The sequence below is a fragment of the Fulvimarina thalattae genome, from assembly GCF_040239565.1.
GTDB lineage: Bacteria > Pseudomonadota > Alphaproteobacteria > Rhizobiales > Rhizobiaceae > Fulvimarina.
The window spans coordinates 527,576-553,134 of record NZ_JBEHWS010000001.1 but is presented as its reverse complement, the minus strand read 5'-3'; the positions used below and the strand labels follow the sequence as shown (position 1 = coordinate 553,134).

Genomic DNA, 25,559 nt, shown 5'->3' with positions numbered 1-25,559 from the left:
CCGGTCGACAATTGGCCAGCCTCCCGCGCAGCTATTCAGTGCTGCGCCGCCTGTCACTGAGTTCTCAGGAGATGATCGGCGGCAGCTCATCTTTCCAAGCGGAGCGGTATCCGCCATATCGCTCCCGATGAGCGCCAAATCCGAACTTCCCGTCAAAATCTGCGTCCAGTGCGGCAAGCCTATGGTCTGGCGCAAGAAGTGGGAGAAGAACTGGGAGGAGGTGAAATTTTGCTCCCAGCGCTGCCGGAAGGAGGCGAAGGCCGGCGTGCCGCCGAGGCAAGGCGCGCGGCCTGCGGGCGACCGGTAGCCCCTGTCCGGCAGTCAGTCCGCGTAGAGATCGCGGCGCGTCGGCGGCAGTTCGGCTGCTCCCTTGCCGCGTTTCGAAGCGAGGGTCTGATAAATCAGGATGCCGCCGCGCGTGAAGCCGAGAGAACAACCGGCAAGGTAAAGCAGCCAGAGGCGCGCCTTGCGCTCGCCGGCGAGTTCGCAGGCTTCGTCGAAGCGGGCGAGCAGGCGGTCGTGCCAGAGCTTGCAGGTCAGCGCGTAGTGCTCGCGCCAGTCCTCGATGTCGTGCACCTCGAAGCGATGCTTTTCCAGCATCCGCGTCGAATGGCCGATATGGTCGAGCTCGGCACCGGGAAAGATGTAGCGGGTGATCGCCCGATATTCGGGCGTGCCCTTGTGAAAGGCCTTCTCGGTCTTCTTCGCGGGGCGCGTGATGGCGTGGTGGAGATAGAGCCCCTTCGGCTTCAGCAGCTTTCGCACGGCCGAAAAGTAATCGTCGTGGTTCTTGAAGCCGACATGCTCGTACATGCCGATGGAAGCGACCTTGTCGAAGGTGCCGGAAAGTTCCTGAAAGGGCTTCAGCTCAATTGTGATTTTATCCTCGAGGCCGGTGTCCCTCACCCGTGCCGTCGCGAGATCGAACTGTTCCTGGGAAAGCGTCACGCCCTGCCCAGTCACGCCATAGCGCGAGGCGGCGTGAATCAGCAGCGCACCCCAGCCGCAGCCGATATCGAGGAAGCGCTCGCCCTCCTTCAGCCGCAGCTTGCGGCAGATCATGTCGAGCTTGTCTTCCTGCGCCTTGCCGATGTCCTCGTGCCAGCCGTCGAAATAGGCGCAGGAATAAAGCATGCGCTCGTCGAGGAAGAGGCGGTAAAAGTCGTTGCCGACGTCGTAATGATACTGGATCGCCTCCTTGGAGGAGCCGCTGCGGCCCGAACCCGTGCCGTCCTTTTCCTCCACCCCGGCCTTGCGCGACAAGCGCCAGAGCGCGGGCAGTGCCTTCACGATCCGGCCCTTCTCGATTCGCTTAAGGGCATCCTTTGTGCGGGTTTCGGAGCGCTTGCCGACGAGGTCGAAGGTGGTACCGTTCCGGAAGTCGATACTTTTGTCCATCCACAGCGCGACGACACGGCCAATCGATGGCCGCATGGCGAGCCGGGCGAGCCCAGCCGGATCGGATAGGACCACCACCGGGCCGCCCTCCGGGCCGATCCGCTCGCCGTCCCAGAGTTCGATGGCAAAGCCCGGTCTCATCACCTCGATCACATGCCGGACAATACTCTTCAGCCGCGCTTCGTCGCTGTTTTCTGACCCGTTAAAGCTCGCCACGGACATGGCCGTCCCCGCTACCGATTCTGCGCCTGTCGAAGCCCCAAAGAGACTTCCGGCATCATACTTTGCTGCACCGCACGCATCCATAGGCGACGGCCTTCGTTACGGGTTTAAACCCGACTCCACCAGGAAAGCCAATTCGCCATGCGCATCCCCCTTATCGAACCGGACAAACTGACCGCCGAACAGAAGCCCCTCTATGACGACATGAGACAGGGGATCGACGCCAAGTTCAACGTTTTCAATGCGATCGCGGAGAATGGCGCGCTCATGGGGCCGTGGAACCCATGGCTGCATGAGCCGAAGATCGGCAAGGCGATCTGGGACCTGACGAAGATCATGTCCATGGAAGCGACTCTGCCTCCAAAGGCGCGGGAGATCGCGATCCTCGTCACGGGCGCGCATTTCAACTCGGCCTACGAGATCTACGCCCATGATGCGGTCGCCGAAGAGCAGGGCATCGACGAGGAAACGATTTCGACACTGGTCGCCGGCGTCAAGCCGACCGGGTTAAAGGGCGAGGAGGAAGTTGCCTACGACGTCGCCCATGCGCTGGTTACCGGCTCGGTCCTGCCGCGCCCGACCTATGATCAGGCGGTCAAGACCTTCGGGCAGAAGGGCGCGCACGAACTCATCTATCTCGTCGGCCTCTACTGCCTCGTCTCGATGACGCTCAACGGCTTCAATGTGCCGGTGCCCGACGAAGACCATCAGTAAGACCGGTTAGGAAATTCGCAGAAGAGCATCAGCCTCGCGGCGACGGCGTCGGCATGGGTGTACCGGAAAGCTCAGTACACCAGTCGCGCCGAGCTTCGCCGCCATATTCGACGACGACGCCATCATCGAGGAGGCGCTTGGCGACATCCGGCTCGCCTTCCGTCGAGACCTTGGCGAGGACGCGGCCGAAATATTTGTCGCCTTTGATCTCGGTGAGGGTGATCTCGCCCGAAGCGACGATTTTCTTGAGCCGTTCCGTGGCAACGGCCGCCGCCTGCTTCTCCGCTTCGCAGGATCCGCGCTTTTCCGGGGCGTCTATGCCCTTCAGCCGGACGGCGACATGGACCGATTGCATCGGCCAGATGAAGGCCTGAACCTCGATCGTATCGCCGTCGCGGACCTTGATCACATGGGCCACCACAGGCCCATCGATCGCCCGCGGCGGCTCTTCCGCGAAGGCGCTCGACGGCTGGAAGACGGAGGCAAGAGCGATGGCCCCTGCCGCCACAATGCCCATGCAACCTTTAAGCGAAATCGCCACCGACAGAACCACCTTTGTTACGGCAAGATAGCACGACTGCTTCGGATATAATTCCTAATAAGGAGTTTTCAAAGAGGATAGATTGGGAAAATTCGTACTCTTCGCGATGCCGCAGCGATGATCCGCCCGTGCGACGCTCTGCGAATTTTCACCCGTCGCATCGGGTGGTTATGAATCGATGTCCATCGGGTGGGTCGGCCTTCCGTAGTTCACTCCCGGCACCGGAGCCGGCCTCGCCACTTCGTCATCCTCGGTCTCCATCCGGAGGATACCGGCGACACGGCGAGTGTCCGAGATCAAAAAAGGAATAAGAAACATCAGGAACTTGGCACGACCGCGCTGGATCCTCGGGACGGGAGCCGAGCATGACGGACGCGGCGAGTTGTTCCTGAACGGACAGCACCGAAGAGGGACGAATGACCGGGCGATTTGGCTGGACTTCGGCAAATTCGCTAGACGACGATTTTATTCGGAGGCTAACACCACAACCCCTATCGGCAAGGCAAGCGCGACTAATCCCGAAAACAGTGATTTTCAGCGCAAGCACGATCGAAGAAAGGATAATTTGCACACGCCCTATACGTGCATTTTGCACAAGATTGCCGGCAGTGCCAATCCGTGATGACTTGCGTGCCAACGAAGGCCACCTGACCCCGCTCTCGAAGTCGCAGACTTCGACAAGACGCGGTTAGCCACAGACTGGGCACCCACCCGATCCTCAGAAATCGCTGACGATCCCGTTCTTCTCCCAGTCGCCGTACCGAACCGGCTCCACGCCCGACTTGCGCCCATCGACCTCTTCCGGAAGGCTTGCTGGGTCGACCTTGAAGGCTTCGTTCCGACGCCGCCGCTCTTCCGCTTCGGCGAGCGCACGTTTGGCTGCCGGGGAGAGCTTTCGCACATTGGTCTCACTGGAAACCTTCATGGCGGAAAGAATGTCGGCCGGATCGTCGGTGCTCATGTTTCTGTCTCTGTCTTGTCCTTCCCGCCTCATATAGGAATACTGCGCGTCCGCCCAAACTTGAAGGCCAGTCGCGGACGGACCATTTCATCGGCAGGACAAGGCGGGCTCGATCCGCCGCACGTGTTTTGAAGGCACTTCGACAATGAATATGGTCAAGACTGCTGCCCTGATCGCCGTTCTGACGGCGCTCTTCATGGGGATCGGCCTCCTGATCGGCGGACGCGGCGGGATGCTTATCGCATTCGTGATCGCGGCGGGCATGAACCTCTTCGCCTATTGGAACGCCGACAAGATGGTGCTGAAGATGCACCGGGCGAAGGAGGTTGACGAGCGCACCGCACCGGAGTTCCACCGCATCGTCGCGGGCCTCGCCCAGCGCGCCGGCCTGCCGATTCCGAAGGTCTATGTCATCGACAATCCGCAGCCGAATGCCTTCGCGACCGGCCGCAATCCGGAGAATGCGGCCGTCGCGGCGACCACCGGCCTCCTCAATCAGCTGACCCATGAAGAAGTCGCCGGCGTGATGGCGCACGAACTCGCACATGTGCAGAACCGCGACACGCTGACCATGACGATCACCGCGACCCTCGCCGGCGCGATCTCCATGCTCGCGAATTTTGGCATGTTCTTCGGTGGCAATCGCAACAATCCGCTCGGCATCGTCGGCATGCTGGCCGCCGTCATCGTCGCGCCGCTCGCGGCTATGCTGGTGCAGACGGCGGTGTCGCGGACCCGCGAATATTCGGCCGACCGCCGCGGCGCGGAAATCTGCGGCCAGCCCGATTGGCTCGCCTCGGCGCTTGAAAAGATCGCCAAAGCCTCAGGCCGCATCCCGAACGAGACTGCCGAGCGCAATCCCGCGACGGCGCACATGTTCATCATCAATCCGCTATCGGGAAACAAGATGGCCGGGCTCTTCTCGACCCATCCCGACATCAACGAGCGGATCGCGCTTCTGCGCGAGATGCGGATCGAGGGCGGGGCCGATCCGATCGCCTATGATCGGACGCGCGGGCAGGACAGCGGCCGGAGCCGGTTACCGGACACGGGCTATCGCAGCCATACGGCCGAGAACGGACGCCGTGGCTCCGACACGCGCAAGGGTCCGTGGGGTTGAGCGACGTGAGCCAGTCGAGCCTCTCGCCGCAGCAGCGCAAGGAACGGGCCCGCGCAAGGCGGGGAGAGCCTTCGTCGAGCAGCCCCAACACGCCAAAGGGTGCGCCGGCCGACAAGCCCGGCCTCAAGGCGCGGCAGGTGGCCGCCAAACTTCTCGGCGCAGTCATCGAGCAGCAAACATCGCTCGATGGCCTCACTGATCCCGATCACGGACAGCCGCATTACAGACAGCTGGAACCCCGCGATCAGGGCCTCGGCAAGGCGATCCTCCTGACGGCGCTCCGCTTTCGCGGCACGCTGAGCGCGGAGATCGCTGCGCGTCTCGATCGTCCGCTGCCGAGCAATGCGACGGCGTTGAACCACCTTCTGCACGTGGCGGCGGCGCAGATTCGTTTTCTCGACATTCCGGACTCGGCCGCCGTCGACCTCGCCGTGACTGCCGCCGAAGCCGATCCGCGAACGCGCCGCTTCAAGGGCGTCGTCAACGCGGTGCTGAGGCGGATGACGCGTGAACTCGGCGACGCCGAGGTGACCACCGAACCCGTCACCGACTGCCCCGACTGGCTTTTCGAGCGGCTCCTCGCGGCCTATGGCGAGCCCCGTGCGCGGGCGATCGCGGCAGCGCACAGAGTGCCCGCGCCGATCGATCTCACGGTGAAGAATGATCCCGAAGCCTGGGCGGAGCGCCTCGGCGGACGGGTGGTCTCCGGCCACTCGATTCGCCTCGATGCGACAACGCAGGGCAGCATCGCCTCTCTCGAAGGCTTTCCGGAGGGCGCATGGTGGGTGCAGGACGCCTCAGCCGCCCTCCCCGTGCGCCTCTTTGGCAACCTCCAAGGCAAGAACGCCGCCGATCTGTGCGCCGCACCCGGCGGCAAGACGGCGCAGCTCGCTCTCGCCGGCGCGGCGGTGACGGCCTGTGAAGCCTCCAAATCCCGCGCCAAGCGCCTCGCCGCGAACCTGACGCGTCTCGCCCTCGATGCAGAAACGCTTACCGGGCCGTTCCAGGATACCCTCGGCGAGCGCACCTTCGACGCAGTACTCCTCGACGCACCCTGCTCGTCTACAGGCACGCTCCGCCGCCATCCCGATGTCGGCTACACCAAGTCGCTGGACGATGTCAGACGGCTCGCCGACGTGCAGCGCAAGCTTCTCGACGCGGCCGCGAAACATGTCGCGCCCGGCGGCACGCTCGTCTTCTCCAACTGCTCGATCGATACGATCGAAGGCGAAGAGCTGGTCGCCGCCTTCCTCGCCGAACGCAGCGATTTCGCCCGCCGGCCGATCGAACAGGGCGATGTCGCCGGGTTCGATGCCGCGATCACGCCTGAGGGCGATCTGCGCACGACGCCCGAAATGCTCTCGGAGATCGGCGGCGTCGACGGCTTCTTTGCGGCAAGGCTTCAGAGAGTGAGCTGACGCAATGCTTCAATGCCCTACCCTTCGCCACTCCGCGCTGACCGTCGCGCTCGTCTTGCTAATGAGCCTCTCCGCCTGCGGCGGCATGACGAATGCTGTCGGCGTCCTGCCCAACACGCTCGACGATCTCGAAGAAAAGAGCGCGGCAGCACGCGGTGAAGCCGCTTCTTCGCCGAGCTGCGAAAATCCGCCCTGCCCTATCGAGGCGAAGCGATAGCCCTTTCGGCATTGCGGCACTCACGATTCGGCCCTATCACGGCGGGCATTCTCCCGCCGTAACCGACCGATGAGTGCCGCTCCATGTCCGTCAAAGCCAATGCAACGCCCCTGCCAGATCGGGTGAAGGTCCAGCGAGCGCTGATCTCCGTCTCTGACAAGACAGGCCTCGTCGACTTCGCGACCGAGCTTGCCGGCATGGGGGTCGAACTCGTCTCGACCGGCGGCACGCGAAAAGCCCTGAGCGATGCGGGCCTCACCGTGCGCGACGTTTCCGATCTCACCGGCTTTCCGGAGGTGATGGACGGCCGGGTGAAGACATTGCATCCGGGCGTCCATGGCGGCCTGCTCGCCATCCGCGACGACGAAGCCCATGCAAAAGCGATGGCCGATCACGACATCCAGCCGATCGATCTTCTCGTCGTCAATCTCTACCCTTTCGAGGAAACCCTGAAGAGCGGCGCAGACGCAGCAACGCAGGTGGAGAACATCGATATCGGCGGCCCCGCGATGATCCGCGCTGGCGCCAAGAACCACGGCTATGTCACTGTCGTCGTCGATCCTTCCGATTATACCGCTGTTCTCGACGAGTTGCGCACCAATGCCGGCGAAACGACGCTGGCCTTGCGCCGCATGATGGCTGGCCGCGCCTATGCCCGTACCGCCGCCTATGATGCGGCCGTCTCCGGCTGGTTCGCCGATCAGACGGGCGATGCCACCCCGCGCCGCATCTCCATCGCCGGCGAACTCGCCGAATCCCTGCGTTATGGCGAGAACCCACACCAGAAAGCCGCCTTCTACCGCACCGGCGAGGAGAGGCCGGGCGTCGCAACCGCGCGGCAGGTGCAGGGCAAGGCGCTCTCCTACAACAATATCAACGACACCGACGCCGCGTTCGAGCTGGTCGGCGAATTCGATCCGGCCCGCACCAAGGCCGTCGCGATCATCAAGCACGCCAATCCTTGCGGCGTTGCCGAAGGCGAGACGCTGATCGAGGCCTATCGCATGGCGCTGCGCTGCGACCCCGTTTCGGCCTTCGGCGGCATCGTTGCCCTCAACGCGCGGCTCGATGCGGCGAGCGCCAAGGAGATCACCGAGGTCTTCACCGAGGTCATCATCGCGCCCGAGGCCGACGACGAAGCGATCGAGATCGTCAAGGCGAAGAAGAACCTGCGCCTCCTTCTCACAGGCGGCTTGCCCGATCCGCGCGCCAAGGGCCGCTTCGTGAAATCGGTCGCCGGCGGACTTCTCGTCCAGTCGCGCGATGCCGGTGTCGTCGACGATCTCGACCTCAAGATCGTCACCAAGCGCGCGCCGACGGACACTGAACTCGCCGATCTCAAATTCGCTTTCCGCGTCGCCAAGCACGTGAAGTCGAACACCATCGTCTACGCGAAGGACCGCGCGACGGTCGGCATCGGAGCCGGCCAGATGAGCCGCGTGGACGCCGCCCGCATCGCCGCCCGCAAGGCAGAGGACGCGACAAAGGCGGCAGGCCTTTCCGAGCCGCTCACAAAGGGCTGCGTCGTCGCTTCGGACGCCTTCTTCCCTTTCGCCGATGGTCTCCTTTCGGCGATCGAAGCAGGCGCGCGCGCCGTCATCCAGCCCGGCGGCTCCATGCGCGACGACGAGGTGATCAAGGCGGCCGACGAACATGACGTCGCCATGGTCCTCACCGGCATGCGCCACTTCCGGCACTGAGAACCCGCCAAAGAAGCTTAAAGCCACCTGCAATTGGCACGGTTGATGCTAACCTTCAGTCAAGGACGGGGTTCGGCGGCTGCGGCCGTCGGCTCCCGTCCCAAACGAGATGCGAGGGTGTGGCGACCGATTCCGGCCGGATGACGGTCATTAAAGTCTGCTGCTTGGCCGGGATGCGCTGAACCACTCCGATCCATGAGTTGGGTACGGGACAATCGGCATGCGCGAAAAACAGGCAGTTCCTCTCGGCAGTCTGATCTACACCCTGGAGGACAAACCGACGCCGGGACCAGCGACGCTCGCGGCCTTCCAGCATATTCTGGCGGCGATCGTCGGCATCGTGACGCCGAGCATCATCATCGGCGGCGTGCTCGAACTCGGCGCCGAAATCCCGTACCTCATCGCGATGTCGCTCTTCGTTTCGGGCGTTGCGACCTTCATCCAGTGCCGCCGCATCGGGCCCATCGGCTCGGGCCTCCTCAGCCTTCAGGGCACGAGCTTCGCCTTTCTCGGCGCAATCCTTGCGGCAGGCTTCGCGGTGAAAGGGCGCGGCGGCGGGCCGGAAGACATCCTGGCGATGATCTTTGGCCTCTGTCTCGTCGGCTGCCTCGTCGAGATCGTCCTCTCCCAGTTCATCGGCAAACTCGGCAAGATCATCACGCCGACCGTCACCGGCATTGTCATAACCGTCATCGGCCTTTCGCTGATCAAGGTGGGCTTCACGGATTTCGCCGGCGGCGCGAATGCGGGCGACACGCTCGGCGCTCCGATCAACCTCCTCCTCGGCTTCATCGTCGTGGTGATGATCCTCGTTCTCACCTTCCAGAAGAACCCGATGGTCCGCATTTCGGCGATCATGCTGGGTCTGGTAGGCGGCTTCGTCATCGCCGCGCTGCTGGGCCAGGTCGATTTCTCGCGTTTCGGCACCGGGCCGTTCGTCGCGCTGCCGATCCCGTTTCGCTACGGCATCGATTTCGACCTCGGCCTCTTCCTGCCGATCGCCTTCATCTACCTGATCACCGCGATCGAGACGACCGGTGACCTGACCGCAAACTCCGTGATTTCCGGCGAGCCGGTCAAAGGCTCGCTCTACCTTTCGCGCATCAAGGGCGGCGTTCTGGCCGACGGCGTCAATTCCGCCATCGCGGCGATCTTCAACACCTTTCCGAACACGACCTTCTCCCAGAACAACGGCGTTATCCAGATGACCGGCGTCGCGAGCCGGCATGTCGGGCTCTACGTCGCCGCGATCCTCGTCGTGCTTGGCTTCCTGCCGGTGATCGGCAGCGCGTTCCTGCTGGTACCGAAGCCTGTCCTCGGCGGTGCCACTCTCGTCCTCTTCGGCACGATCGCGGTCGCGGGCATCCGTATCCTCGCAACCCAGGAGATCGATCGCCGGAAGGTTTACATCATGGCGATCTCGTTCGGGCTCGGGCTCGGCGTCACCCTCGTACCGGACGCCACCCAGCAGCTGCCCGACTTCATCCGCCAGGTCTTCGCCACGCCGATCACCCTGTCCGGGCTCTCTGCGATCCTCCTCTCGCTCATTCTGCCGGAGGAAGAAGCCGATCCCGCGGTAGTCGACCTTTCAGAAGCCAGAGAAGCGCCGAGTAGGAACTGAAGTCGAAACCGACCGCCAATTTTCATCCTTACAAGAAAAAGCCGCCTCGCGATCCGAAGATCTCGGGCGGCTTCTTCAGGTATTGCGGTGTCTAACGCTTACTTCTTGTCGTTGTCGTAGCGCTCGACCGCTTCGCGGATCATCTTGCGGGCCTGCTCGACGTCGCCCCAATTGTGGATTTTCACCCACTTGCCGGGCTCCAGATCCTTGTAGTGCTCGAAGAAGTGCTCGACCTGCTTCAGGAGGATCTCCGGCATATCGGTGGCAGTTTTCACGTTTTCATACTGCCGGGTCATCTTCGACGTCGGAACGGCGACGACCTTTTCGTCCTGCCCGGCATCATCTTCCATCACGAGGACGCCGATAGGCCGGCAGGGCAGGACACAACCCGGCACGAACGGACGGTCGTTGAGGACGAGAACGTCGATCGGATCGCCGTCGTCCGACAGGGTGTGCGGCACGAAGCCGTAATTGCCGGGATAGCGCATCGGCGTGAACAGGATGCGGTCGACGAAGAGCGCTCCGGACTCCTTGTCGAGCTCGTATTTCACCGGCTCGCCGCCCATCGGCACCTCGATGATGACGTTGATTTCGTCCGGCGGATTCTTGCCTCGGGAGATCGCTTCGACGCGCATGACGTTTCCTCTATCGGGTTTCTGCTTGTGCTGCCGGATGTCGGCGCAGCTTCGTTTCGCAGCGGTATTATAGGGCATGCGCAGGGAGTCAATCGGGTCGGAAGCCCCTGCCCCGTCGCATCGTCAAGGGGACGTCGAAGAAAAATGCGACACGATTAACGAAGCATCTGTTGGTTTCACCGCTCGTTAACCCTAACCGCCTACAAACCTATCCGAACGAGACGTCGCATGAAGCTACGGTTCAAAACGCATCAATGCCCATGAGGGGCGCTCGCTAAAGATGGGCAAATGAACTAATGACCAGCATCAACACCAACGTCGCCGCCATGACCGCCCTGCAGAACCTGCAGAGCACCAACACCATGATGGACCAGACGCAGAACCGTATCTCGACCGGTTACCGCGTCGCCGAAGCTTCCGACAACGCTGCCTACTGGTCGATCGCGACCACCATGCGTTCCGACAACAAGGCGATGTCCGCCGTGACCGACGCGCTCGGCATCGGTGCCGCAACGGTCGATACGGCCTATACGGCCATGACATCTGCAAAAGACGTTCTCGACGAGATCAAGCTCAAACTGACCGCTGCTTCGCAGGACGGCACCGATCGCGCGAAGGTTCAGGGTGAAATCTCCCAGCTCCAGTCACAGCTGAAGAGCATTGCGAAGTCGGCTTCGTTCTCGGGTCAGAACTGGCTGTCTGTCAGCAAGACCACAACCGCTTCTGTGACGTCGTCTTTCTCGCGTGAAGAAAATGGCTCGATCACTCTCGGCACGATCGGCATCAACACAGCCGATACCGCTCTTTTCATCGGCTCCGACAAGGGTATTCTCGGCACCGAGAAGATCATCAACAAGGCCACAATGGGCACCGTTGCTGCAGCCACACCGATGATCTTCGACGAGACGGGCGACCGAGTGCAGTTCACTGTCGCTCTGGCAGCCAATGGCAGCAACCCCGCAGTAGCTGCGCAGACGATCCAGATCAACGCCGCCGACACTGACGGCAGCATCGACAACACCGCGGAACTTGCGGAAATCATCAAGGAAAAGATCGAGGCGAACACGAGTCTCGCCGGTCGTCTTAAGGTTGATGTCGACAAGGACGGCAACCTCGTTCTGTCCAGTGAGTCGAAGATCACCACCACGGCAGGTACCGGAACGGCAGGTACGGGCGGCAACACCACCGCTCCGGTATCGACCGCCATGACCGCTGTGGCCGCAGCTGCCAACACTGAACTGAAGACGTCCGTCGCAAACTTGGACATCTCGGGCAACACCATCAATGGTGCTGACATCGAGAAGTTCATTGACTTCGTCGATGCTGCACTCGAGAACGTGATTGCTGCTGCCGCGGACCTCGGTTCGATCAAGACCCGTATCGACATGCAGACCGAGTTCACCGGTAAGCTGACCGATGCGATCGATCGCGGTATCGGCACCCTCGTCGACGCCGACATGACCGAAGAGTCCACCAAGCTGAAGGCTCTTCAGACACAGCAGCAGCTCGGTGTTCAGGCGCTCTCCATCGCCAACGCTTCCGCACAGTCGATCATGCAGCTGTTCCAGGGCTAAATCGAGTCAAATCGCTAACGGAAAGCCGCCGCAAGGCGGCTTTTTGCGTTTCAAGGCCCCTTATCTACTCTTAGCAATTCATTTACTATAATGTTCCCAAGTGTAATGAGGAATTTTATTAACCATATAGTTTAGGGTGTTCATAAGAGTTGCAGGTCATCTTGTGTGTCATAGAAGGGCGGCCATCGAAAGCCGCAAGCATGACGCTGACCTCTCTATTCCGGCCGGCCCGGACTGTCCCCAACGATCTGAATATCGGGACTACACTTTTATGACCAGCATCAACACCAACGTCGCCGCCATGACCGCCCTGCAGAACCTGCAGAGCACCAACACCATGATGGACCAGACGCAGAACCGTATCTCGACCGGTTACCGCGTCGCCGAAGCTTCCGACAACGCTGCCTACTGGTCGATCGCGACCACCATGCGTTCCGACAGCAAGGCGATGTCCGCCGTGACCGACGCGCTCGGCATCGGTGCCGCAACCGTCGATACGGCCTATACGGCCATGACCGCGACGAAGGACGTTCTCGACGAGATCAAGCTCAAGCTGACCGCTGCCACGCAGGATGGTACGGACCGCGAAAAGGTTCAGGGGGAAATCTCCCAGCTCCAGTCACAGCTGACGAGCATCGCGAAGTCGGCTTCGTTCTCGGGTCAGAACTGGCTGTCCGTCAGCAAGACGAGCACCGCCTCGGTTACGTCGTCCTTCTCGCGTGAAGAGAATGGTGCGATCTCTCTTGGCTCGCTTAGCGTCAACACTTCCGACACGGCTCTTTTCGTCGGCTCCGACAAGGGCATTCTCGGCACCGAGAAGATCATCAACAAGGCCACGTTGGGCACCGTTGCTGCAGCCACGCCGATGGTCTTCGACGAGACGGGCGACCGAGTGCAGTTCACTGTCGCTCTGGGAGCCAATGGCAGCGACGCCGCAGTAGCTGCGCAGACGATCGCGATTACTGCCGCCGACACTGACGGTAGCATTGGCGATGCCTCGGAACTCGCTGCCATCATCAACGAAAAGATTGATGCGAACACGAGTCTCGCAGGCCGTCTGAAGGCTGACGTGGACAAGGACGGCAACCTCGTTCTGTCCAGTGAGTCGAAGATCACCACCACGGCAGGTACCGGAACGGCAGGTACGGGCGGCAACACCACCGCTCCGGTATCGACCGCCTTTACCGCTGTGGCCGCGGCTGCCAACACGGAACTGAAGGCGTCCGTCGCAAACATGGACATCTCGGGTGACACCATCAATGGTGCTGACATCGAGAAGTTCATTGACTTCGTCGATAACGCACTCAAGAGCGTGACTTCTGCTGCTGCCGATCTCGGTTCGATCAAGACCCGTATCGACATGCAGACCGAGTTCACCGGCAAGATGATGAACGCCATCGATCGCGGTATCGGCACCCTCGTCGACGCCGACATGACCGAAGAGTCCACCAAGCTGAAGGCTCTTCAGACACAGCAGCAGCTCGGTGTTCAGGCGCTCTCCATCGCCAACAACTCCTCGCAGAACCTGCTCTCGCTCTTCCGTTAATCGGAACGGCTCTGAAGCAAGTCCAGTCTGGAAAGGCCCGGCAACCGCCGGGCCTTTTCTCGTTGAGTGGTTCGTTTCTACCAGCTCCTGGAGGGACGATCGACGCCATTGATGGTACGGGCAGGAACGCTCAGCGCCCGAACGCGTTTTTACACTGAAAATCAATGTTTAACGCAAAATTCGGGAGGCCCCTCATGGTCGACAAGAATGAAATCAAGGGCGCAGCGAAAGAAGCCGGCGGCAAGGTCAAGGAAGCGGTCGGCTCGGCTGTGGGTAACGAAAGAATGCGGGCTCAAGGCGAGGCCGATCAGGCCGAAGGCAAGACCCAGAAGAACTATGGCAAGGTCAAGGACGCCGTCAAAGACCAAAGCAACCACTGAGCTTCATGAAGTTTTGAAGTGCGTCGAGCCGTCCGATCCGGGCGGCTCTTTTTCGTTGTGCGCACGCCGCAAGAGACCCGCAGTCCATCGACCCGCAAGTTTCTTGCTGTGTCAGGTCGCGGCTAACGGAGCGCGAAACAGTCCGGTCGTTTGCCCGGCCTCTTGCGAAACATTCTAAATCGCTTACCCTCCAGAAATACGACGTTTTCCGCTCGCGCACCGCCTAATCGAAGTGTTCAGACGGATTGTTCCCGGTCTTCTCGACTGGCGTCTCCAGCGCGTTCGGCACATTTCAAAAAAGGAGCGGCCGATGGTCTCTTTCACCCTGAACGGCGAACAGCGCCAATTCGACGGCGATCCGGAAACGCCTCTGCTCTGGGTCATTCGCGACGCGGAAACGCTGACCGGTACGAAATACGGCTGCGGCATCGCTCAATGCGGCGCCTGCACCGTGCATGTCGACGGCATGACGCGGCGCTCATGCGTGACGCCGATCTCCAGCCTCGAAGGTTCGACCGTCACAACGATCGAGGGCATCGACGGGCGCGAAGCCAAAGCCGTCCAGGCAGCCTGGACCGAGATCGACGTGCCGCAATGCGGTTACTGCCAGTCCGGACAGATCATGTCCGCCGTTTCGCTCCTGCAGATGAACCCCCAGCCGAGCGACGAGGACATCGACGGTGCGATGGCGGGCAATATTTGTCGCTGCGCCACCTATCAGCGCATCCGGCAGGCAATTCACAACGCCGCCGACTCGATGGAGGGCTGAGGACCATGGGTATTCACGACACGAACACGACGGGCGGCATTCGCCCGACCCGCCGCGCCTTCCTCACCGGAGCCGGCCTCGTCATCGGAATGACGCTCGTTCCGAAGGGCTTTGCGAAAGGCCAGGAGAAGGCCGTCATCCAGGCGGACGTTCAGAACGACGCAGCACGCGCTTTCAACGCCTTCGTGCGGATCGCACCGGACTCCACGGTCACGATCCTTTCCAAGCATATCGAATTCGGCCAAGGCCCCTATACCGGCCTTGCGACGCTGGTCGCCGAAGAACTCGACGCCGACTGGAGCCAGATGCGGGTCGAGGCCGCGCCGGCCGATGACGACGTCTACAAGAACCTCGCATTCGGCCTTCAGGGCACGGGCGGGTCGACGGCGATCGCCAATTCCTATGAGCAGATGCGCAAGGCCGGCGCCACCGCGCGTGCCATGCTGGTCGCGGCCGCTGCCGAAGAATGGGATGTTCCCGCCGACGAAATCCTCGTTTCCAAGGGCACGATCAGCCACAAGGCCTCGGGCAACAGCTCCGACTTCGGTTCGCTCGTAAATAAGGCGGCGGATATGGACGCGCCATCGGAGCCGACGCTGAAAAATCAAGAAGACTTCGTCCTGATCGGCACCGATCGGCAAAAGGTCGACACGATTTCAAAGACGAACGGCAGCGCAATCTTCACCCTCGACATCGAATTCGAGGACATGCTGATCGCGGTCGTCAAACATCCCGATCATTTCGGCGCAAAGGTAAAGAGCTTCGACGATTCGAAGGCACGGGAAGTCTCCGGCGTCGTCGATGTGAAACAGGTGCCGCAAGGCGTCGCGGTCTATGCCGATTCGACCTTTGCCGCTCTGAAGGGCCGTGCCGCTCTCGAAGTCGAGTGGGATCTCGCGGAAGCCGAAAGCCGCTCGAGCGAGGCGATCTTCGAAGATTATCTTTCCCAGATCGGCGGCGAGAACGAATTGGAAGCCGCCAATCAGGGCGATGTCGCGGCCAATCTCAATCAGGACGGCCTGACCACGATCGAGTCCACGATGCGCTTTCCCTTCCTCGCCCACGCGCCGATGGAGCCGCTCGATTCGGTCTTGATCCGCCGCGAGGACGGCTCGATCGACTGTTATAATGGCGCCCAGTTTCCCGGACAGGACAAGGCGGCGATCTCGGAAGTCTGCGAGGTCGATGCGGCGAATGTCCGGGTCAACACACAGCTCGCTGGCGGCTCCTTCGGTCGCCGGGCCCAGTTCGGCTCGCCCTACATGCGCGAAGCGGCGGCGGTCTTCAAAGCCGCGGGGATGGATCGCCCCGTCAAGCATGTCTGGACACGCGAAGACGATATCCGGGGTGGCTTCTATCGTCCAATCTACATCCACAAGCTGAAGGGCGCCGTCGACGGCGACGGCAATATCGTCGCCTGGGATCAGGCGATCGTCGGCCAGTCCATCATGAACAAGGACGAGATCGACGAGACCAGCGTCGAGGGCGCATCCGACAGCCCGTACCAGATCCCGAACCGGAGGGTGATGTCGGTCAACACGACCCTGCCCGTGCCGATCCTCTGGTGGCGCTCGGTCGGCCACACCCACACGGCTTTTGCGGTCGAGACCTTCCTCGATCAGCTTCTTGAGGAAGCCGGCAAGGATCCCGTCGAGGGCCGTCTCGCTCTTCTTCCCGAAGGCTCGCGCGAACGTGGTGTGCTGACCCGGGTTGCCGAAATGGCTGGTTTTGCGAACGGCTCGCCGCCGGAAGGACGGGCCTGGGGCGTCGCCGTTCACAAGAGCTTCTCGACCTATGTCGCCGAAATCGCCGAGGTTTCTCTCGGCGACGATGGCGGGCCAAGGGTGCATAAGGTCTGGTGCGCCGTCGATTGCGGTGTCGCGGTCAATCCGAACATCATCAAGGCGCAGATGGAAGGCGGCATCGGCTACGGGCTGGGCGCGGTCCTTTACGACGAGATCACGCTCGAAGAAGGCGGCCGGATCGTTCAGTCGAACTTCAACGACTACCGGTCCCTGCGCATTTCCGAAATGCCGGAGGTCGAGGTCGCGATCATCGAATCGACCGAGGCGCCGACCGGTGTCGGCGAGCCGGGCGTTCCGCCGATCGGTCCCGCCGTCGCGAATGCATGGCGGCGCCTGACCGGTGAGCCCGTTCAAAGCCTGCCCATCGTGCCCTCGCGCACGGCAGGTGCCTGAGACCTCTTATCGAGCCGACAAGGCTTTCGCCGGTCACGCAAGGCGTGGCCGGCATTCCTATCGACTGACCATTTCCTGCGCAAAGTGAGTGCCGCCCGTGAAACTCGTCTCCCGTAACAGCCTTGCCGGCTTCGTCCTTTCCATCGCTGCGGCTTCGCTTGTCGTCTCTTCGCCAGTGGTCGCTCAGGACCGCGACCCCGCCACCGGCGAAGCTTCCCAACCGATGACGCCCGAGGAAACCACCGAGGGCCTGAAATCGGTCTCCGACTTCGACTCGATCTCAGACGAGACCGAGCGCTCGATTGCCATCTTCGAAGAGACTGGCAAGGTGCTGCAGCACCCGCGCTGCGTGAACTGCCATCCTGCGGGAGATTCCCCGCTTCAGAACATGGAAATGACCGAACATCAGCCGCCGGTTCAGCGTGGAGACGCCAATTTCGGCGTGCCCGGCATGATGTGCAACACCTGCCACGGGCCCGAGAACGCCCAGATCGTCGGCCAGAGCCCGGATATCCAGTCGATCCCCGGCAATCCGAGCTGGCATCTCGCGCCGATCGAGATGGCTTGGGAGGGCAAGTCCCTCGCCGAGATCTGCGAGCAGATTAAGGACGAAGACCGCAATGGCGGGAAGACCCTCGCCGAACTGGTGGAGCACATGGCCGAAGACGATCTCGTCGGCTGGGGCTGGGAGCCGGGCGAAGGCCGCGAGCCGGTTCCGGGCACCCAGGAGCAGTTCGGCCAGCTCTACGAAGCCTGGGCCGCGACGGGCGCGCATTGTCCGTCGAGCTGAGGAACCGTTCTATCGCGTCTACTGGTCCGAGCCGCGTTGTCCGCCACCGGGGCTGACAATCGCGGGCTCGTTCTGCCTTGCGACGGCTGATCGCTCAGGGCGCGCCACTGTGCGGTCGTAGATTATCCGGCCGCCCGAATAGGTCGCGACGGTTGCGCGTTCGTCGCCGAGGGTCATCAGCGCGAAGAGTTCCTCTTCCAGCGTTTCGACCCGCTCCATGCGGCGAGAAAGCGGTCCAGTCGATCGACTGTCGAGGACGGTGATGTCGGCTTCGAGGCCGGGGGCGAGCCGGCCGATGGCCTCGCCGAGGCCTATAGCGTCCGCGTTGCCGGCTGTCGCCATGCGAAAAGCCTCAAAGGCGGTGAGCTTCTGGCCTTTCAGGGCAAGCACCTTGTAACCCTCTGCCATTGTCCGCAGCATGGAATAGCTAGTGCCGCCGCCAATATCGGTCGCGATGCCGACACGCACTTCAGCGGCGCGCAATGCCTCGCGATCAAACAGACCGGAACCAAGGAACAGATTCGAGGTCGGGCAGAAGATCGCCGAGGCCCCGCCCGAGGCGAGCGCGCCCCGTTCGCGCTCGCTCAAGTGAATGCAGTGCCCGAACAGCGCGCGGCGACGGACGAGGCCGAAGCGTTCGTAAACGGCGGTGTAATCAGCATCCTTCGGAAAGAGGTCGGCCACATAGGCGATCTCGGCATGATTTTCCGACAGATGCGTCTGGATCGGCAGATCAGGAAATTCGCGGGCCAGCGTTGCGGTGGCCTCCAGCTGAAGCTCGGTCGAGGTCGGCGCGAAGCGCGGCGTGATCGCGATCTCCAGCCGGCCCTGCCCGTGCCAGCGCTCGATCGCTGTCTTCGTCTCCTCATAGCCGCGTTCGGGCGTATCGAGCAGCGCCTCCGGCGCGCCGCGATCCATCATCACCTTGCCGGCGATCATCCGCAGTCCCCGCCGGTCCGCCTCGCCCATGAAAGCATCGAGGCTCACCAGATGGGACGTGCAGAACACCGAAGCGCTCGTCGTGCCATTCGCCGCCAGCGTATCGAGCAGCCAGCGCGAGGCATCGGACGCGATGCGCGGGCTGGAATAGCGCGCCTCTTCCGGAAAGGTGTATTTCTGCAGCCATTCCATCAGCTCCGCGCCGTAGGACGCGATCACCTGAGTCTGCGGCAGGTGGAGATGCGGGTCGATGAAGCCGGGCAGGATGAGGTGCGGATGGTGGTTCGTCACCGGAACGTCCGGCGGCAGACTATCGATGATCGGCTGGGCCTCGCCCACTCGCTCGATCAATCCGTCGCGGATCAGCACCACACCGTCGGAGTGAAAGACAACGGCCCGCTCTCCGATTTCCGCAGGATCACCCGTAAAGCTGAGGACCCGGCCGCGCAGCGCCAGCATCCGACCGGGCGAAGCGACCGGTTTCATCGGGCCGCGACCTCTGTCGGCGCGGGTTCGGCAGCAAGCCGTATCCCCTCGCCCGCCTCCAGCCAGCGCCGGAGCATGTCGCGTTCTTCGGGTGCCATTTCGGTGATGTTGCCCGGCGGCATCGCATGGCTACGCACCGCCTGCCGCTCGATCGCCGGTGCCCAGTGGACGATGTCGTCGCGTGTTTCGAGAACGACATTCTTCGGTGCATGGGCCATGCCCGGCCAGAGCGGTTCGCGGGCATGGCACATGGAGCAGCGCGAGAGGATAACGCCCTCGGCCTCATCGAGCAGCGGGGAAGCTGCGAGCGCCACCTGCGGGTCCTTCGTGAACGTCCGCGCCTCTTCTGGCGCGGCGTCCCGCCAGCCCGGCACGCTGGAGAGCGTGATAACGATGGCAAACAGCAGCCCCGCGCCGACCCAGCACCACCAGAGCCGCCTACCCGTCGCATGCTCGGTGTTGAAATAGTGGCGCACCAACGCGCCCATGAGCAGCACCAGTCCGGCGATCACCCAGTTCCACTCGGTCGCGAAGGCGAGCGGATAGTGGTTCGACAGCATGAGGAAGATGACCGGCAGCGTCAGATAGTTGTTGTGCAGAGAGCGCTGCTTCGCCGCCTTGCCGAGCGCCGGGTCGGGCGTCCGCCCCGCCTTCAGATCGTCCACCACGATCGTCTGGTTCGGGATGATGATGAGGAAGACGTTGGCGGTCATGATCGTCGCGATCATCGCGCCGGTGTGGAGCATCGCGCCGCGGCCGGAGAACACTTCATTGAAGCCCCAGCTCGCCGCGACGATGTAGACGAAGAGCGCGACGAAGAGCCAGGTGTCGTCGTTTGTCAGCGGCGACTTGCAGAGCCCGTCATAGACCAACCAGCCAAGCGCCAGCCCGCCAATGCCGATCAGGCTCGCGCCCCAGAGCGGCAGATCGGCCTTCTGCGGATCGATCAGATAGAGCTCGGCCCCGAGATAGTAGACGAGGAAGAGCAGCGCCGCGCCGGAAAGCCAGGTGGCGTAGCTCTCCCATTTGAACCAGGTCAGATCCTCCGGCATTTCCGCCGGCGCAATCAGGTACTTCTGCATGTTGTAGAAGCCGCCGCCATGCACCTGCCATGCTTCACCCGCAACGCCCTCGGCGAGATCACGCCTTTTCCGAAGGCCGAGATCGAGCGCGATGAAGTAGAAGGACGAGCCGATCCAGGCGATGGCAGTGATGACATGGACCCATCGCACCGCGAATTGCAGCCATTCGGAGAAATAGGTCCACATGCGGCCCTCGGGAGTTGGTATAGGCGATGGCCGCGCCCGCGGAAGGCCGCGTCAATCACCTGAGGTTCGTCATCCTCGGGCCTCGTCCCGAGGATCCAGCGCGATGTGTCGGCCCGAGCAGTCCCGGCGACTGTTCAGAAGCCCGACGAATACGCAGACTGCTGAGTCTTCGTTTGACTCTTCTGGATCCTCGGGACGAGGCCCGAGGATGACGGATGAGAGTTGAGAGACCCGCGTCTGACGCTCACTCGCGGGTCGGACCTGGGATGGATCCCGGCTCGAGGGCCGGGCTGACACGCGATGGTTCAGAAATTCAGGCGCAAGGCCCTCAGCTCTGCACGCCTTCCACGTACCAATCCATCTTGAGAAGCTCTTCCTCGGTCATTTCCTCGCCCTCCGGCACGCGCTCTTCGCCGGATTGATCCGTGATCGGGCCGGTGAAGATTTCGTATTCACCAGCCTTGGTCTCGTCATAGACCTTCTGCGCGGCTTGCTTCACATCTTCGGGCATGGCGTCGTTGAAGGGAGCCATTACGACCTCGCCCTCTTCCATGCCGAGCCAGACATTGTGGGACTCCCAGTTGCCATCGAGCACAGCCTGCACCCGTTTGGTGTAATAGGGGCACCATTCATCGATGATCGCGGTCATATGCGCGTTCGGCGCAAAGCTCGTCATGTCGGAAGCCTGACCGAAGGCAATCGCGCCGGCCTTTTCAGCCGCCTGCAGTGGAGCGGGCGAATCCGTGTGCTGGGTGATCACGTCGACACCCTGTGAAAGCAGCGCATTGGCCGCGTCGGCTTCCTTGGCCGGATCATACCAGGAGTTCACCCAGACGACCTGCGTCCTGAAGTCCGGGTTCACCTTCTGGGCCGCCAGCTGGAAGGCATTGATGCCCATGACGACTTCCGGGATCGGGAAGGAGGCGATGTAGCCGGCCTTGCCGCTTTCCGACATGTGGCCTGCGATGGTGCCGAGAACCGCGCGGCCCTGATAGAACTTGGAGTTATAGAGCGCCATGTTCTCCGGCCCGGCCTGGAAGCCGGTGGCGTGCTCGAACTTCACGTCCGGAAACTGCTTGGCGACCTTCAGGGTCGGATTGCCGAAGCCGAAGGACGTCGTGAAGACGATGTCCGCCCCGTCCTGCGCGAGCTGGCGGATGACGCGCTCGGCGTCCGGTCCCTCGGCGACGTTCTCCACATAGGTTGTCTCGACCTTGTCGCCGAGGTTCTTAGCCAAGCACTGGCGACCCTGGTCATGGGCGTAGGTCCATCCGAAATCGCCGATCGGGCCGACATAGACGAAGCCGGCCTTGACCTTTTCGCCGCCTTCGGCGGAATCCTGCGCGAAGCTCGCGGGCACGGCCAGCGCGGCCGCGGCAAAAGTCGCGGCTGCGAGAAGCCTGCGCTTGGTGATGCTGAACATGGGTGGAGCTCCTTTTGAACGTATCTCTCAGGCCGTGGCCCTGAAGGGTTTTCCGAGGCAGGCGGGCGCGTTCGCCCCGCCTTTCCTCGCGAACGAGATGACCGCGAGCACCGCGATCGTCGCGAGATAGGGAAGCGCTGCGAGGAACTCGGGCGCGAACATGTTGAAGCCGGCGGCCTTGGCCTGCAGCTCCATCGTGATAACGAGGCCGAAGAGATAGGCCCCGAGCAGAACGCGACCCGGCTTCCACGAGGCGAAGACGACGAGGGCGATCGCGATCCATCCGCGACCCGCCGTCAGCCTTTCGGCCCACATGGGCGTAAGGACGAGCGAGTAATAGCAGCCCGCAAGCCCCGCCATCGCTCCGCCGAAGAGGACGGCGAGATAGCGGATCTTCAAGACCGGATAGCCGATCGCATGGGCGGCATCGTCGGATTCGCCGACCGCGCGAAGGATAAGGCCGCCGCGCGAGTGCTTGAGGAACCACCAGACCCCGACGGTCAGCGCGATGCCGAGATAGACGAGCGGCGAATGGCCGAAGATCAGCCTCAGGACCGGATTTTCGAAGGAAACGAGCGGTCCGAGCGTCGAGGTGGTGATGCCGACGAAGGGCGCGCCGATGAGCGCCGAAACGCCGGTGCCGAAGATCGTCAGCGCCAAGCCCGTCGCCACCTGGTTCGCCATAAGCGAGAGCGTGAGGACGGCAAAGACCAGCGAGACGAGCGCGCCCGCGAGCAGCGCCGCGATCGCGCCTAGGGTTGGCACCCCCGTCGAATAGGCGACGGCGAAGCCGGTGACCGCCCCGATCAGCATCATGCCCTCGACGCCGAGATTGAGAACGCCGGATCTCTCGACCACGAGCTCGCCGAGCGCGGCGATCAGCAGCGGCGTCGCCGCCCCCGCGACAGTCATGAGAATGGCGACGGTGAGATCGATATTCATGCGCGCGCCGCCTCCACATTCGTCGCGGTGGAGCGTGTCTCGACTGCGGCCTTTGCCGGCGCGCTCCGCTTCAGGCGGTAGGAGGCGAGAATGTCGACACCGAGGAGGAAGAACAGCATCAGCGCCTGGAAGACGCCGGCGGCGGCATTCGGCAGGCCGATCGCCGTCTGCGCATTCTCGCCGCCCACATAGGTGAGCGCCAGCACGAAACTCGCGATAAGAATGCCGAGCGGGTTCAGCCGCCCGAGAAAGGCGACGATGATCGCGGTATAGCCGTAGCCCGTCGGGAACTGCGGCACCATCTGGCCGAACGGACCGGAGGCTTCGAGAATGCCGGCTAGCCCCGCCAGCCCGCCGCCGATCAGAAGCGCGAGCCAGACGGTCGAGTTGGCCGAAAAACCTGCAAAGCGCGCCGCCTTGGGGCTCGCACCGACGCTTCTCACCTGAAATCCGACGATCGTGCGGGTCATCACGCCCCATGCCGTCAGCGCGATCGCGGCAGCGATCGGCACGCCGAGATGGACGAGGGTGCCGGACGCCACCATGGGCAGGGTCTGGTCAGAGGTGAACATCGCCGTCTGCGGAAAGCCGAAGGCCATCGGGTCCTTCCACGGCGCGCGCATCAGGTAATAGAGAAGCTGGATCGCTACATAGTTCAGCATCAGCGAGGAGAGGATTTCGTTGACGCCGAGCTTGGTCTTCAGGAACGCCGGCACCGCTGCATAGGCCGCGCCCCAGATCATGCCCATAAGGATCATCGCGGGGAGGATCCACGCACCCGTCATGTCGAGGGTCTGGAGCGCCACCCAGGTGCCGCCGAGGCCACCGAGAATGTATTGTCCCTCGGCCCCGATATTCCAGACATTGGCCCTGAAACCGATGGCAAGCCCGGTCGCGATAATCGCGAGCGGCGCGGCCTTCACCAACAGATCCTGCCAGCGATAGGCGCTGGTGAGCGGCGCGACGAAGATCTCGTACACAGCCGAAACGCCATTATGTCCTAGCAACGTGAAGAGAATCGCGCCGATGACGAGCGCGCCGACGACCGCGATCACGGGGGCCGCGAGATTGGCCTTGCGGCTCGCCTCGCGCCGGGGCTCCAGATTCCAGCCCATCATGAGGCCTTCTCCCGGGTCAGCGCCGCGTCCGCATCGGCGTCGTCCTCGCCATGAACGCCGCCCATCAGGAGGCCGACCTTTTCGATCGAGACCGTCTTCACATCCATCGCCTCGGAAAGCTTGCCGCCATTGATCACGGCCAGCCGATCGCAGAGTTCGAGCAGTTCGTCGAGGTCCTGGCTGACGAGCAGGATCGCGGCACCTTTCGCGACGAGATCGATCATCGCCTGACGAATGAAGCCCGCCGCGCCCGCATCGACGCCCCAGGTGGGCTGGGAGACGATAAAGACCGCCGGATCGGTCATGATCTCGCGCCCGACCACGAATTTCTGAAGGTTTCCGCCCGAAAGGCTTCCCGCCTTCGCCTTCGGACCCGTCGCCTTTACCGAGAAGGCCTCGATGACGGCTTTCGCATACTCATGCGCCTTGCCCGTCCTCAGAATGCCGTTGCCCGCAAGCGATTTCGGGCCGCGCGCGGAGAGAAGCGTGTTCTCAGCAAGGCTCATCTGGCCGATCGCCGCATGGCCGTTGCGCTCTTCGGGCAGCGCGGCGAGCCCCTTCTTCCGCCGCGCGCCGACGCCGAGTTTCGAAAGCTCTTCGCCATCGAGCGTGATCGCGCCGGAGACACCATCCGTCCGCTCGCCCGAAAGCACCGAGAGAAGCTCGTTCTGGCCGTTGCCGGCGACTCCCGCAATGCCGAGGATTTCGCCCGAGCGGATCGAGAAGGAGACATCCTTGAGGCTCACGCCGAAGGGCGGCTCACCCGGTGCGGAAAGGTTCGAGACCGCGAAGCGCTCCTCGCCATAGACGCAGTCGTCCTTGGAGGAGAGGTCCTTCAGGCTCCCACCAATCATCATCTCGGCCATGGAGCGCGCGGTTTCTTGCGCCGGATCGCAGGTGCCGACCACCTTGCCGGCACGCAGGACCGTCGCCGAATCGCAGAGCGCTTTGATCTCGGAAAGCTTGTGCGAAATGTAGAGGATCGAGCAACCTTCGCTCTTCAGCTGGCGCAGGGTCTCGAACAGCCGGTCCACCTCCTGCGGCGTCAGCACCGAGGTCGGCTCATCCATGATGAGGAGCTTCGGGCTCTGGATCAGCGCGCGGACGATCTCGATGCGCTGGCGCTCACCGACCGACAGCGTGTGGACGTCGCGGTGCGGATCGAGCGACAGGCCGTAGGTCTTCAGAACCTGCCGGACCTTTTCCTCCAGCTCCCGGCGCGGCGGCGGATTATCCATGCCGAGGGCGATGTTTTCGAGCACCGTCATCGCCTCGAACAGCGAGAAATGCTGGAACACCATGCCTATGCCGAGCGCGCGGGCCGCATTGGGCGAGGCGATATCGACCTTCTTGCCGTCGAAGGTGATCGTCCCTTCATCGGCCCGCTGGACCCCGTAGATGATCTTGACCAGGGTCGACTTCCCGGCACCATTCTCGCCGAGAAGTGCGTGAATTTCGCCCGGCGCGACGGCGAACGAGACGTTCTCGTTGGCGGTCACACCCGGAAAGCGCTTGGTGATACCGTTCAGCTCGAGGCGCGACGTCATGGATCGCGGGCTATCCCATTCAATTCGTTCGC

At 62.7% G+C, this 25,559-nt stretch carries 24 protein-coding genes; 14 read left to right on the top strand and 10 right to left on the bottom strand.

All coding sequences use genetic code 11. From position 1 onward, the window contains the following. Positions 1-127 precede the first annotated feature (127 nt). Positions 128-307 (top strand): DUF2256 domain-containing protein, encoded by a 180-nt coding sequence (locus ABRA89_RS02595; protein ID WP_349939976.1) that lies wholly within the window; start codon positions 128-130, stop codon positions 305-307. 14 nt (positions 308-321) lie between these two features. On the opposite strand, the gene ABRA89_RS02590 is transcribed toward ABRA89_RS02595, so the two are convergent. Then, on the bottom strand, positions 322-1,620 hold the full coding sequence (locus ABRA89_RS02590; RefSeq protein ID WP_349939878.1) for a cyclopropane-fatty-acyl-phospholipid synthase family protein: 1,299 nt from the start codon (positions 1,618-1,620) through the stop codon (positions 322-324). Between the two features lie 141 nt (positions 1,621-1,761). Here ABRA89_RS02590 and ABRA89_RS02585 point away from each other — a divergent pair, with 141 nt between their 5' ends. After that, the gene (locus tag ABRA89_RS02585; RefSeq protein WP_349939877.1) at positions 1,762-2,334 is read left to right on the top strand and encodes a carboxymuconolactone decarboxylase family protein; all 573 of its coding nucleotides are present in this window, start codon (positions 1,762-1,764) and stop codon (positions 2,332-2,334) included. A gap of 28 nt (positions 2,335-2,362) precedes the next feature. Here the strand turns inward: ABRA89_RS02585 and ABRA89_RS02580 are convergent, their stop codons facing one another. Further along, the gene (locus tag ABRA89_RS02580) at positions 2,363-2,875 is read right to left on the bottom strand and encodes a thermonuclease family protein (protein ID WP_349939876.1); all 513 of its coding nucleotides are present in this window, start codon (positions 2,873-2,875) and stop codon (positions 2,363-2,365) included. Positions 2,876-3,161: 286 nt separating this feature from the next. On the opposite strand from ABRA89_RS02580, the gene ABRA89_RS02575 reads away from it, so the two are divergent. Further along, the gene (locus tag ABRA89_RS02575; protein ID WP_349939875.1) at positions 3,162-3,497 is read left to right on the top strand and encodes a hypothetical protein; all 336 of its coding nucleotides are present in this window, start codon (positions 3,162-3,164) and stop codon (positions 3,495-3,497) included. Positions 3,498-3,593: 96 nt separating this feature from the next. Here the strand turns inward: ABRA89_RS02575 and ABRA89_RS02570 are convergent, their stop codons facing one another. Then, on the bottom strand, positions 3,594-3,836 hold the full coding sequence (locus ABRA89_RS02570) for a DUF1674 domain-containing protein (protein ID WP_349939874.1): 243 nt from the start codon (positions 3,834-3,836) through the stop codon (positions 3,594-3,596). 145 nt (positions 3,837-3,981) lie between these two features. Here ABRA89_RS02570 and htpX point away from each other — a divergent pair, with 145 nt between their 5' ends. The 5 genes from htpX (at position 3,982) to ABRA89_RS02545 (ending at position 9,912) form a co-directional block, all read left to right on the top strand. After that, positions 3,982-4,956, top strand: a complete 975-nt coding sequence (htpX, locus tag ABRA89_RS02565) for a zinc metalloprotease HtpX (RefSeq protein ID WP_349939873.1) — start codon at positions 3,982-3,984, stop codon at positions 4,954-4,956. Next, the gene (locus tag ABRA89_RS02560; protein WP_463671238.1) at positions 4,953-6,374 is read left to right on the top strand and encodes an RsmB/NOP family class I SAM-dependent RNA methyltransferase; all 1,422 of its coding nucleotides are present in this window, start codon (positions 4,953-4,955) and stop codon (positions 6,372-6,374) included. Before htpX ends, ABRA89_RS02560 begins: the two co-directional genes overlap by 4 nt. A gap of 4 nt (positions 6,375-6,378) precedes the next feature. After that, on the top strand, positions 6,379-6,591 hold the full coding sequence (locus ABRA89_RS02555) for a hypothetical protein (RefSeq protein WP_349939872.1): 213 nt from the start codon (positions 6,379-6,381) through the stop codon (positions 6,589-6,591). 83 nt (positions 6,592-6,674) lie between these two features. After that, positions 6,675-8,291, top strand: coding sequence for a bifunctional phosphoribosylaminoimidazolecarboxamide formyltransferase/IMP cyclohydrolase (purH, locus tag ABRA89_RS02550; protein ID WP_349939871.1), 1,617 nt, complete (start codon positions 6,675-6,677; stop codon positions 8,289-8,291). 220 nt (positions 8,292-8,511) lie between these two features. Beyond that, on the top strand, positions 8,512-9,912 hold the full coding sequence (locus ABRA89_RS02545) for a nucleobase:cation symporter-2 family protein (protein WP_349939870.1): 1,401 nt from the start codon (positions 8,512-8,514) through the stop codon (positions 9,910-9,912). Positions 9,913-10,010: 98 nt separating this feature from the next. On the opposite strand, the gene ppa is transcribed toward ABRA89_RS02545, so the two are convergent. Beyond that, positions 10,011-10,547, bottom strand: coding sequence for an inorganic diphosphatase (gene ppa, locus ABRA89_RS02540; protein WP_349939869.1), 537 nt, complete (start codon positions 10,545-10,547; stop codon positions 10,011-10,013). Positions 10,548-10,843: 296 nt separating this feature from the next. On the opposite strand from ppa, the gene ABRA89_RS02535 reads away from it, so the two are divergent. From ABRA89_RS02535 to ABRA89_RS02510, 6 genes are all read left to right on the top strand, one after another. Next, positions 10,844-12,121: a flagellin N-terminal helical domain-containing protein gene (locus tag ABRA89_RS02535; protein WP_349939868.1), complete on the top strand. Its 1,278-nt coding sequence runs from the start codon at positions 10,844-10,846 to the stop codon at positions 12,119-12,121. Between the two features lie 271 nt (positions 12,122-12,392). Beyond that, positions 12,393-13,667 carry a flagellin N-terminal helical domain-containing protein gene (locus ABRA89_RS02530; RefSeq protein WP_349939867.1) on the top strand — a complete coding sequence of 425 codons (1,275 nt, stop codon included), beginning with the start codon at positions 12,393-12,395 and terminating at the stop codon, positions 13,665-13,667. Positions 13,668-13,861: 194 nt separating this feature from the next. Beyond that, complete coding sequence (locus ABRA89_RS02525) at positions 13,862-14,047, top strand: CsbD family protein (protein WP_349939866.1); 186 nt, start codon at positions 13,862-13,864, stop codon at positions 14,045-14,047. 310 nt (positions 14,048-14,357) lie between these two features. Next, complete coding sequence (locus ABRA89_RS02520; protein ID WP_349939865.1) at positions 14,358-14,816, top strand: (2Fe-2S)-binding protein; 459 nt, start codon at positions 14,358-14,360, stop codon at positions 14,814-14,816. A 5-nt stretch (positions 14,817-14,821) separates the two neighbouring features. After that, on the top strand, positions 14,822-17,014 hold the full coding sequence (locus tag ABRA89_RS02515; protein ID WP_349939864.1) for a xanthine dehydrogenase family protein molybdopterin-binding subunit: 2,193 nt from the start codon (positions 14,822-14,824) through the stop codon (positions 17,012-17,014). A 97-nt stretch (positions 17,015-17,111) separates the two neighbouring features. After that, a complete protein-coding gene (locus ABRA89_RS02510) occupies positions 17,112-17,804 on the top strand; it encodes an Isoquinoline 1-oxidoreductase subunit (RefSeq protein WP_349939863.1) in 693 nt (230 codons plus the stop codon). Positions 17,805-17,822: 18 nt separating this feature from the next. Here ABRA89_RS02510 and guaD read toward each other — a convergent pair whose 3' ends face one another. The 6 genes from guaD to ABRA89_RS02480 all read right to left on the bottom strand — a co-directional run bounded on the left by guaD (position 17,823) and on the right by ABRA89_RS02480 (position 25,527). Next, the gene (gene guaD / locus ABRA89_RS02505) at positions 17,823-19,229 is read right to left on the bottom strand and encodes a guanine deaminase (protein ID WP_349939862.1); all 1,407 of its coding nucleotides are present in this window, start codon (positions 19,227-19,229) and stop codon (positions 17,823-17,825) included. Next, entirely contained in the window at positions 19,226-20,497 is a 1,272-nt protein-coding gene (locus tag ABRA89_RS02500; protein ID WP_349939861.1) for a urate hydroxylase PuuD, read from the bottom strand. The genes guaD and ABRA89_RS02500 overlap by 4 nt, the downstream gene beginning before the upstream one ends. A gap of 328 nt (positions 20,498-20,825) precedes the next feature. Beyond that, complete coding sequence (locus ABRA89_RS02495; protein ID WP_349939860.1) at positions 20,826-21,920, bottom strand: BMP family ABC transporter substrate-binding protein; 1,095 nt, start codon at positions 21,918-21,920, stop codon at positions 20,826-20,828. Positions 21,921-21,947: 27 nt separating this feature from the next. Beyond that, positions 21,948-22,856 (bottom strand): ABC transporter permease, encoded by a 909-nt coding sequence (locus ABRA89_RS02490; protein ID WP_349939974.1) that lies wholly within the window; start codon positions 22,854-22,856, stop codon positions 21,948-21,950. A gap of 2 nt (positions 22,857-22,858) precedes the next feature. Then, complete coding sequence (locus ABRA89_RS02485; protein WP_349939859.1) at positions 22,859-23,980, bottom strand: ABC transporter permease; 1,122 nt, start codon at positions 23,978-23,980, stop codon at positions 22,859-22,861. Beyond that, on the bottom strand, positions 23,977-25,527 hold the full coding sequence (locus ABRA89_RS02480; protein ID WP_349939858.1) for an ABC transporter ATP-binding protein: 1,551 nt from the start codon (positions 25,525-25,527) through the stop codon (positions 23,977-23,979). Before ABRA89_RS02480 ends, ABRA89_RS02485 begins: the two co-directional genes overlap by 4 nt. Positions 25,528-25,559: the final 32 nt, after the last annotated feature.

Excerpts from the sequence above, each read along its gene's own strand:
- ABRA89_RS02535 (WP_349939868.1), top strand. The coding sequence starts at position 10,844 with ATGACCAGCATCAACACCAACGTCGCCGCCATGACCGCCCTGCAGAAC.
- htpX (WP_349939873.1), top strand. The coding sequence starts at position 3,982 with ATGAATATGGTCAAGACTGCTGCCCTGATCGCCGTTCTGACGGCGCTC.
- ABRA89_RS02480 (WP_349939858.1), bottom strand. The coding sequence starts at position 25,527 with ATGACGTCGCGCCTCGAGCTGAACGGTATCACCAAGCGCTTTCCGGGT.
- ABRA89_RS02525 (WP_349939866.1), top strand. The coding sequence starts at position 13,862 with ATGGTCGACAAGAATGAAATCAAGGGCGCAGCGAAAGAAGCCGGCGGC.
- purH (WP_349939871.1), top strand. The coding sequence starts at position 6,675 with ATGTCCGTCAAAGCCAATGCAACGCCCCTGCCAGATCGGGTGAAGGTC.
- ABRA89_RS02520 (WP_349939865.1), top strand. The coding sequence starts at position 14,358 with ATGGTCTCTTTCACCCTGAACGGCGAACAGCGCCAATTCGACGGCGAT.
- ABRA89_RS02530 (WP_349939867.1), top strand. The coding sequence starts at position 12,393 with ATGACCAGCATCAACACCAACGTCGCCGCCATGACCGCCCTGCAGAAC.
- ABRA89_RS02570 (WP_349939874.1), bottom strand. The coding sequence starts at position 3,836 with ATGAGCACCGACGATCCGGCCGACATTCTTTCCGCCATGAAGGTTTCC.
- ABRA89_RS02595 (WP_349939976.1), top strand. The coding sequence starts at position 128 with ATGAGCGCCAAATCCGAACTTCCCGTCAAAATCTGCGTCCAGTGCGGC.
- ABRA89_RS02545 (WP_349939870.1), top strand. The coding sequence starts at position 8,512 with ATGCGCGAAAAACAGGCAGTTCCTCTCGGCAGTCTGATCTACACCCTG.
- guaD (WP_349939862.1), bottom strand. The coding sequence starts at position 19,229 with ATGAAACCGGTCGCTTCGCCCGGTCGGATGCTGGCGCTGCGCGGCCGG.
- ABRA89_RS02495 (WP_349939860.1), bottom strand. The coding sequence starts at position 21,920 with ATGTTCAGCATCACCAAGCGCAGGCTTCTCGCAGCCGCGACTTTTGCC.
- ABRA89_RS02555 (WP_349939872.1), top strand. The coding sequence starts at position 6,379 with ATGCTTCAATGCCCTACCCTTCGCCACTCCGCGCTGACCGTCGCGCTC.
- ABRA89_RS02585 (WP_349939877.1), top strand. The coding sequence starts at position 1,762 with ATGCGCATCCCCCTTATCGAACCGGACAAACTGACCGCCGAACAGAAG.
- ABRA89_RS02590 (WP_349939878.1), bottom strand. The coding sequence starts at position 1,620 with ATGTCCGTGGCGAGCTTTAACGGGTCAGAAAACAGCGACGAAGCGCGG.
- ABRA89_RS02485 (WP_349939859.1), bottom strand. The coding sequence starts at position 23,980 with ATGATGGGCTGGAATCTGGAGCCCCGGCGCGAGGCGAGCCGCAAGGCC.
- ABRA89_RS02515 (WP_349939864.1), top strand. The coding sequence starts at position 14,822 with ATGGGTATTCACGACACGAACACGACGGGCGGCATTCGCCCGACCCGC.
- ABRA89_RS02500 (WP_349939861.1), bottom strand. The coding sequence starts at position 20,497 with ATGTGGACCTATTTCTCCGAATGGCTGCAATTCGCGGTGCGATGGGTC.
- ppa (WP_349939869.1), bottom strand. The coding sequence starts at position 10,547 with ATGCGCGTCGAAGCGATCTCCCGAGGCAAGAATCCGCCGGACGAAATC.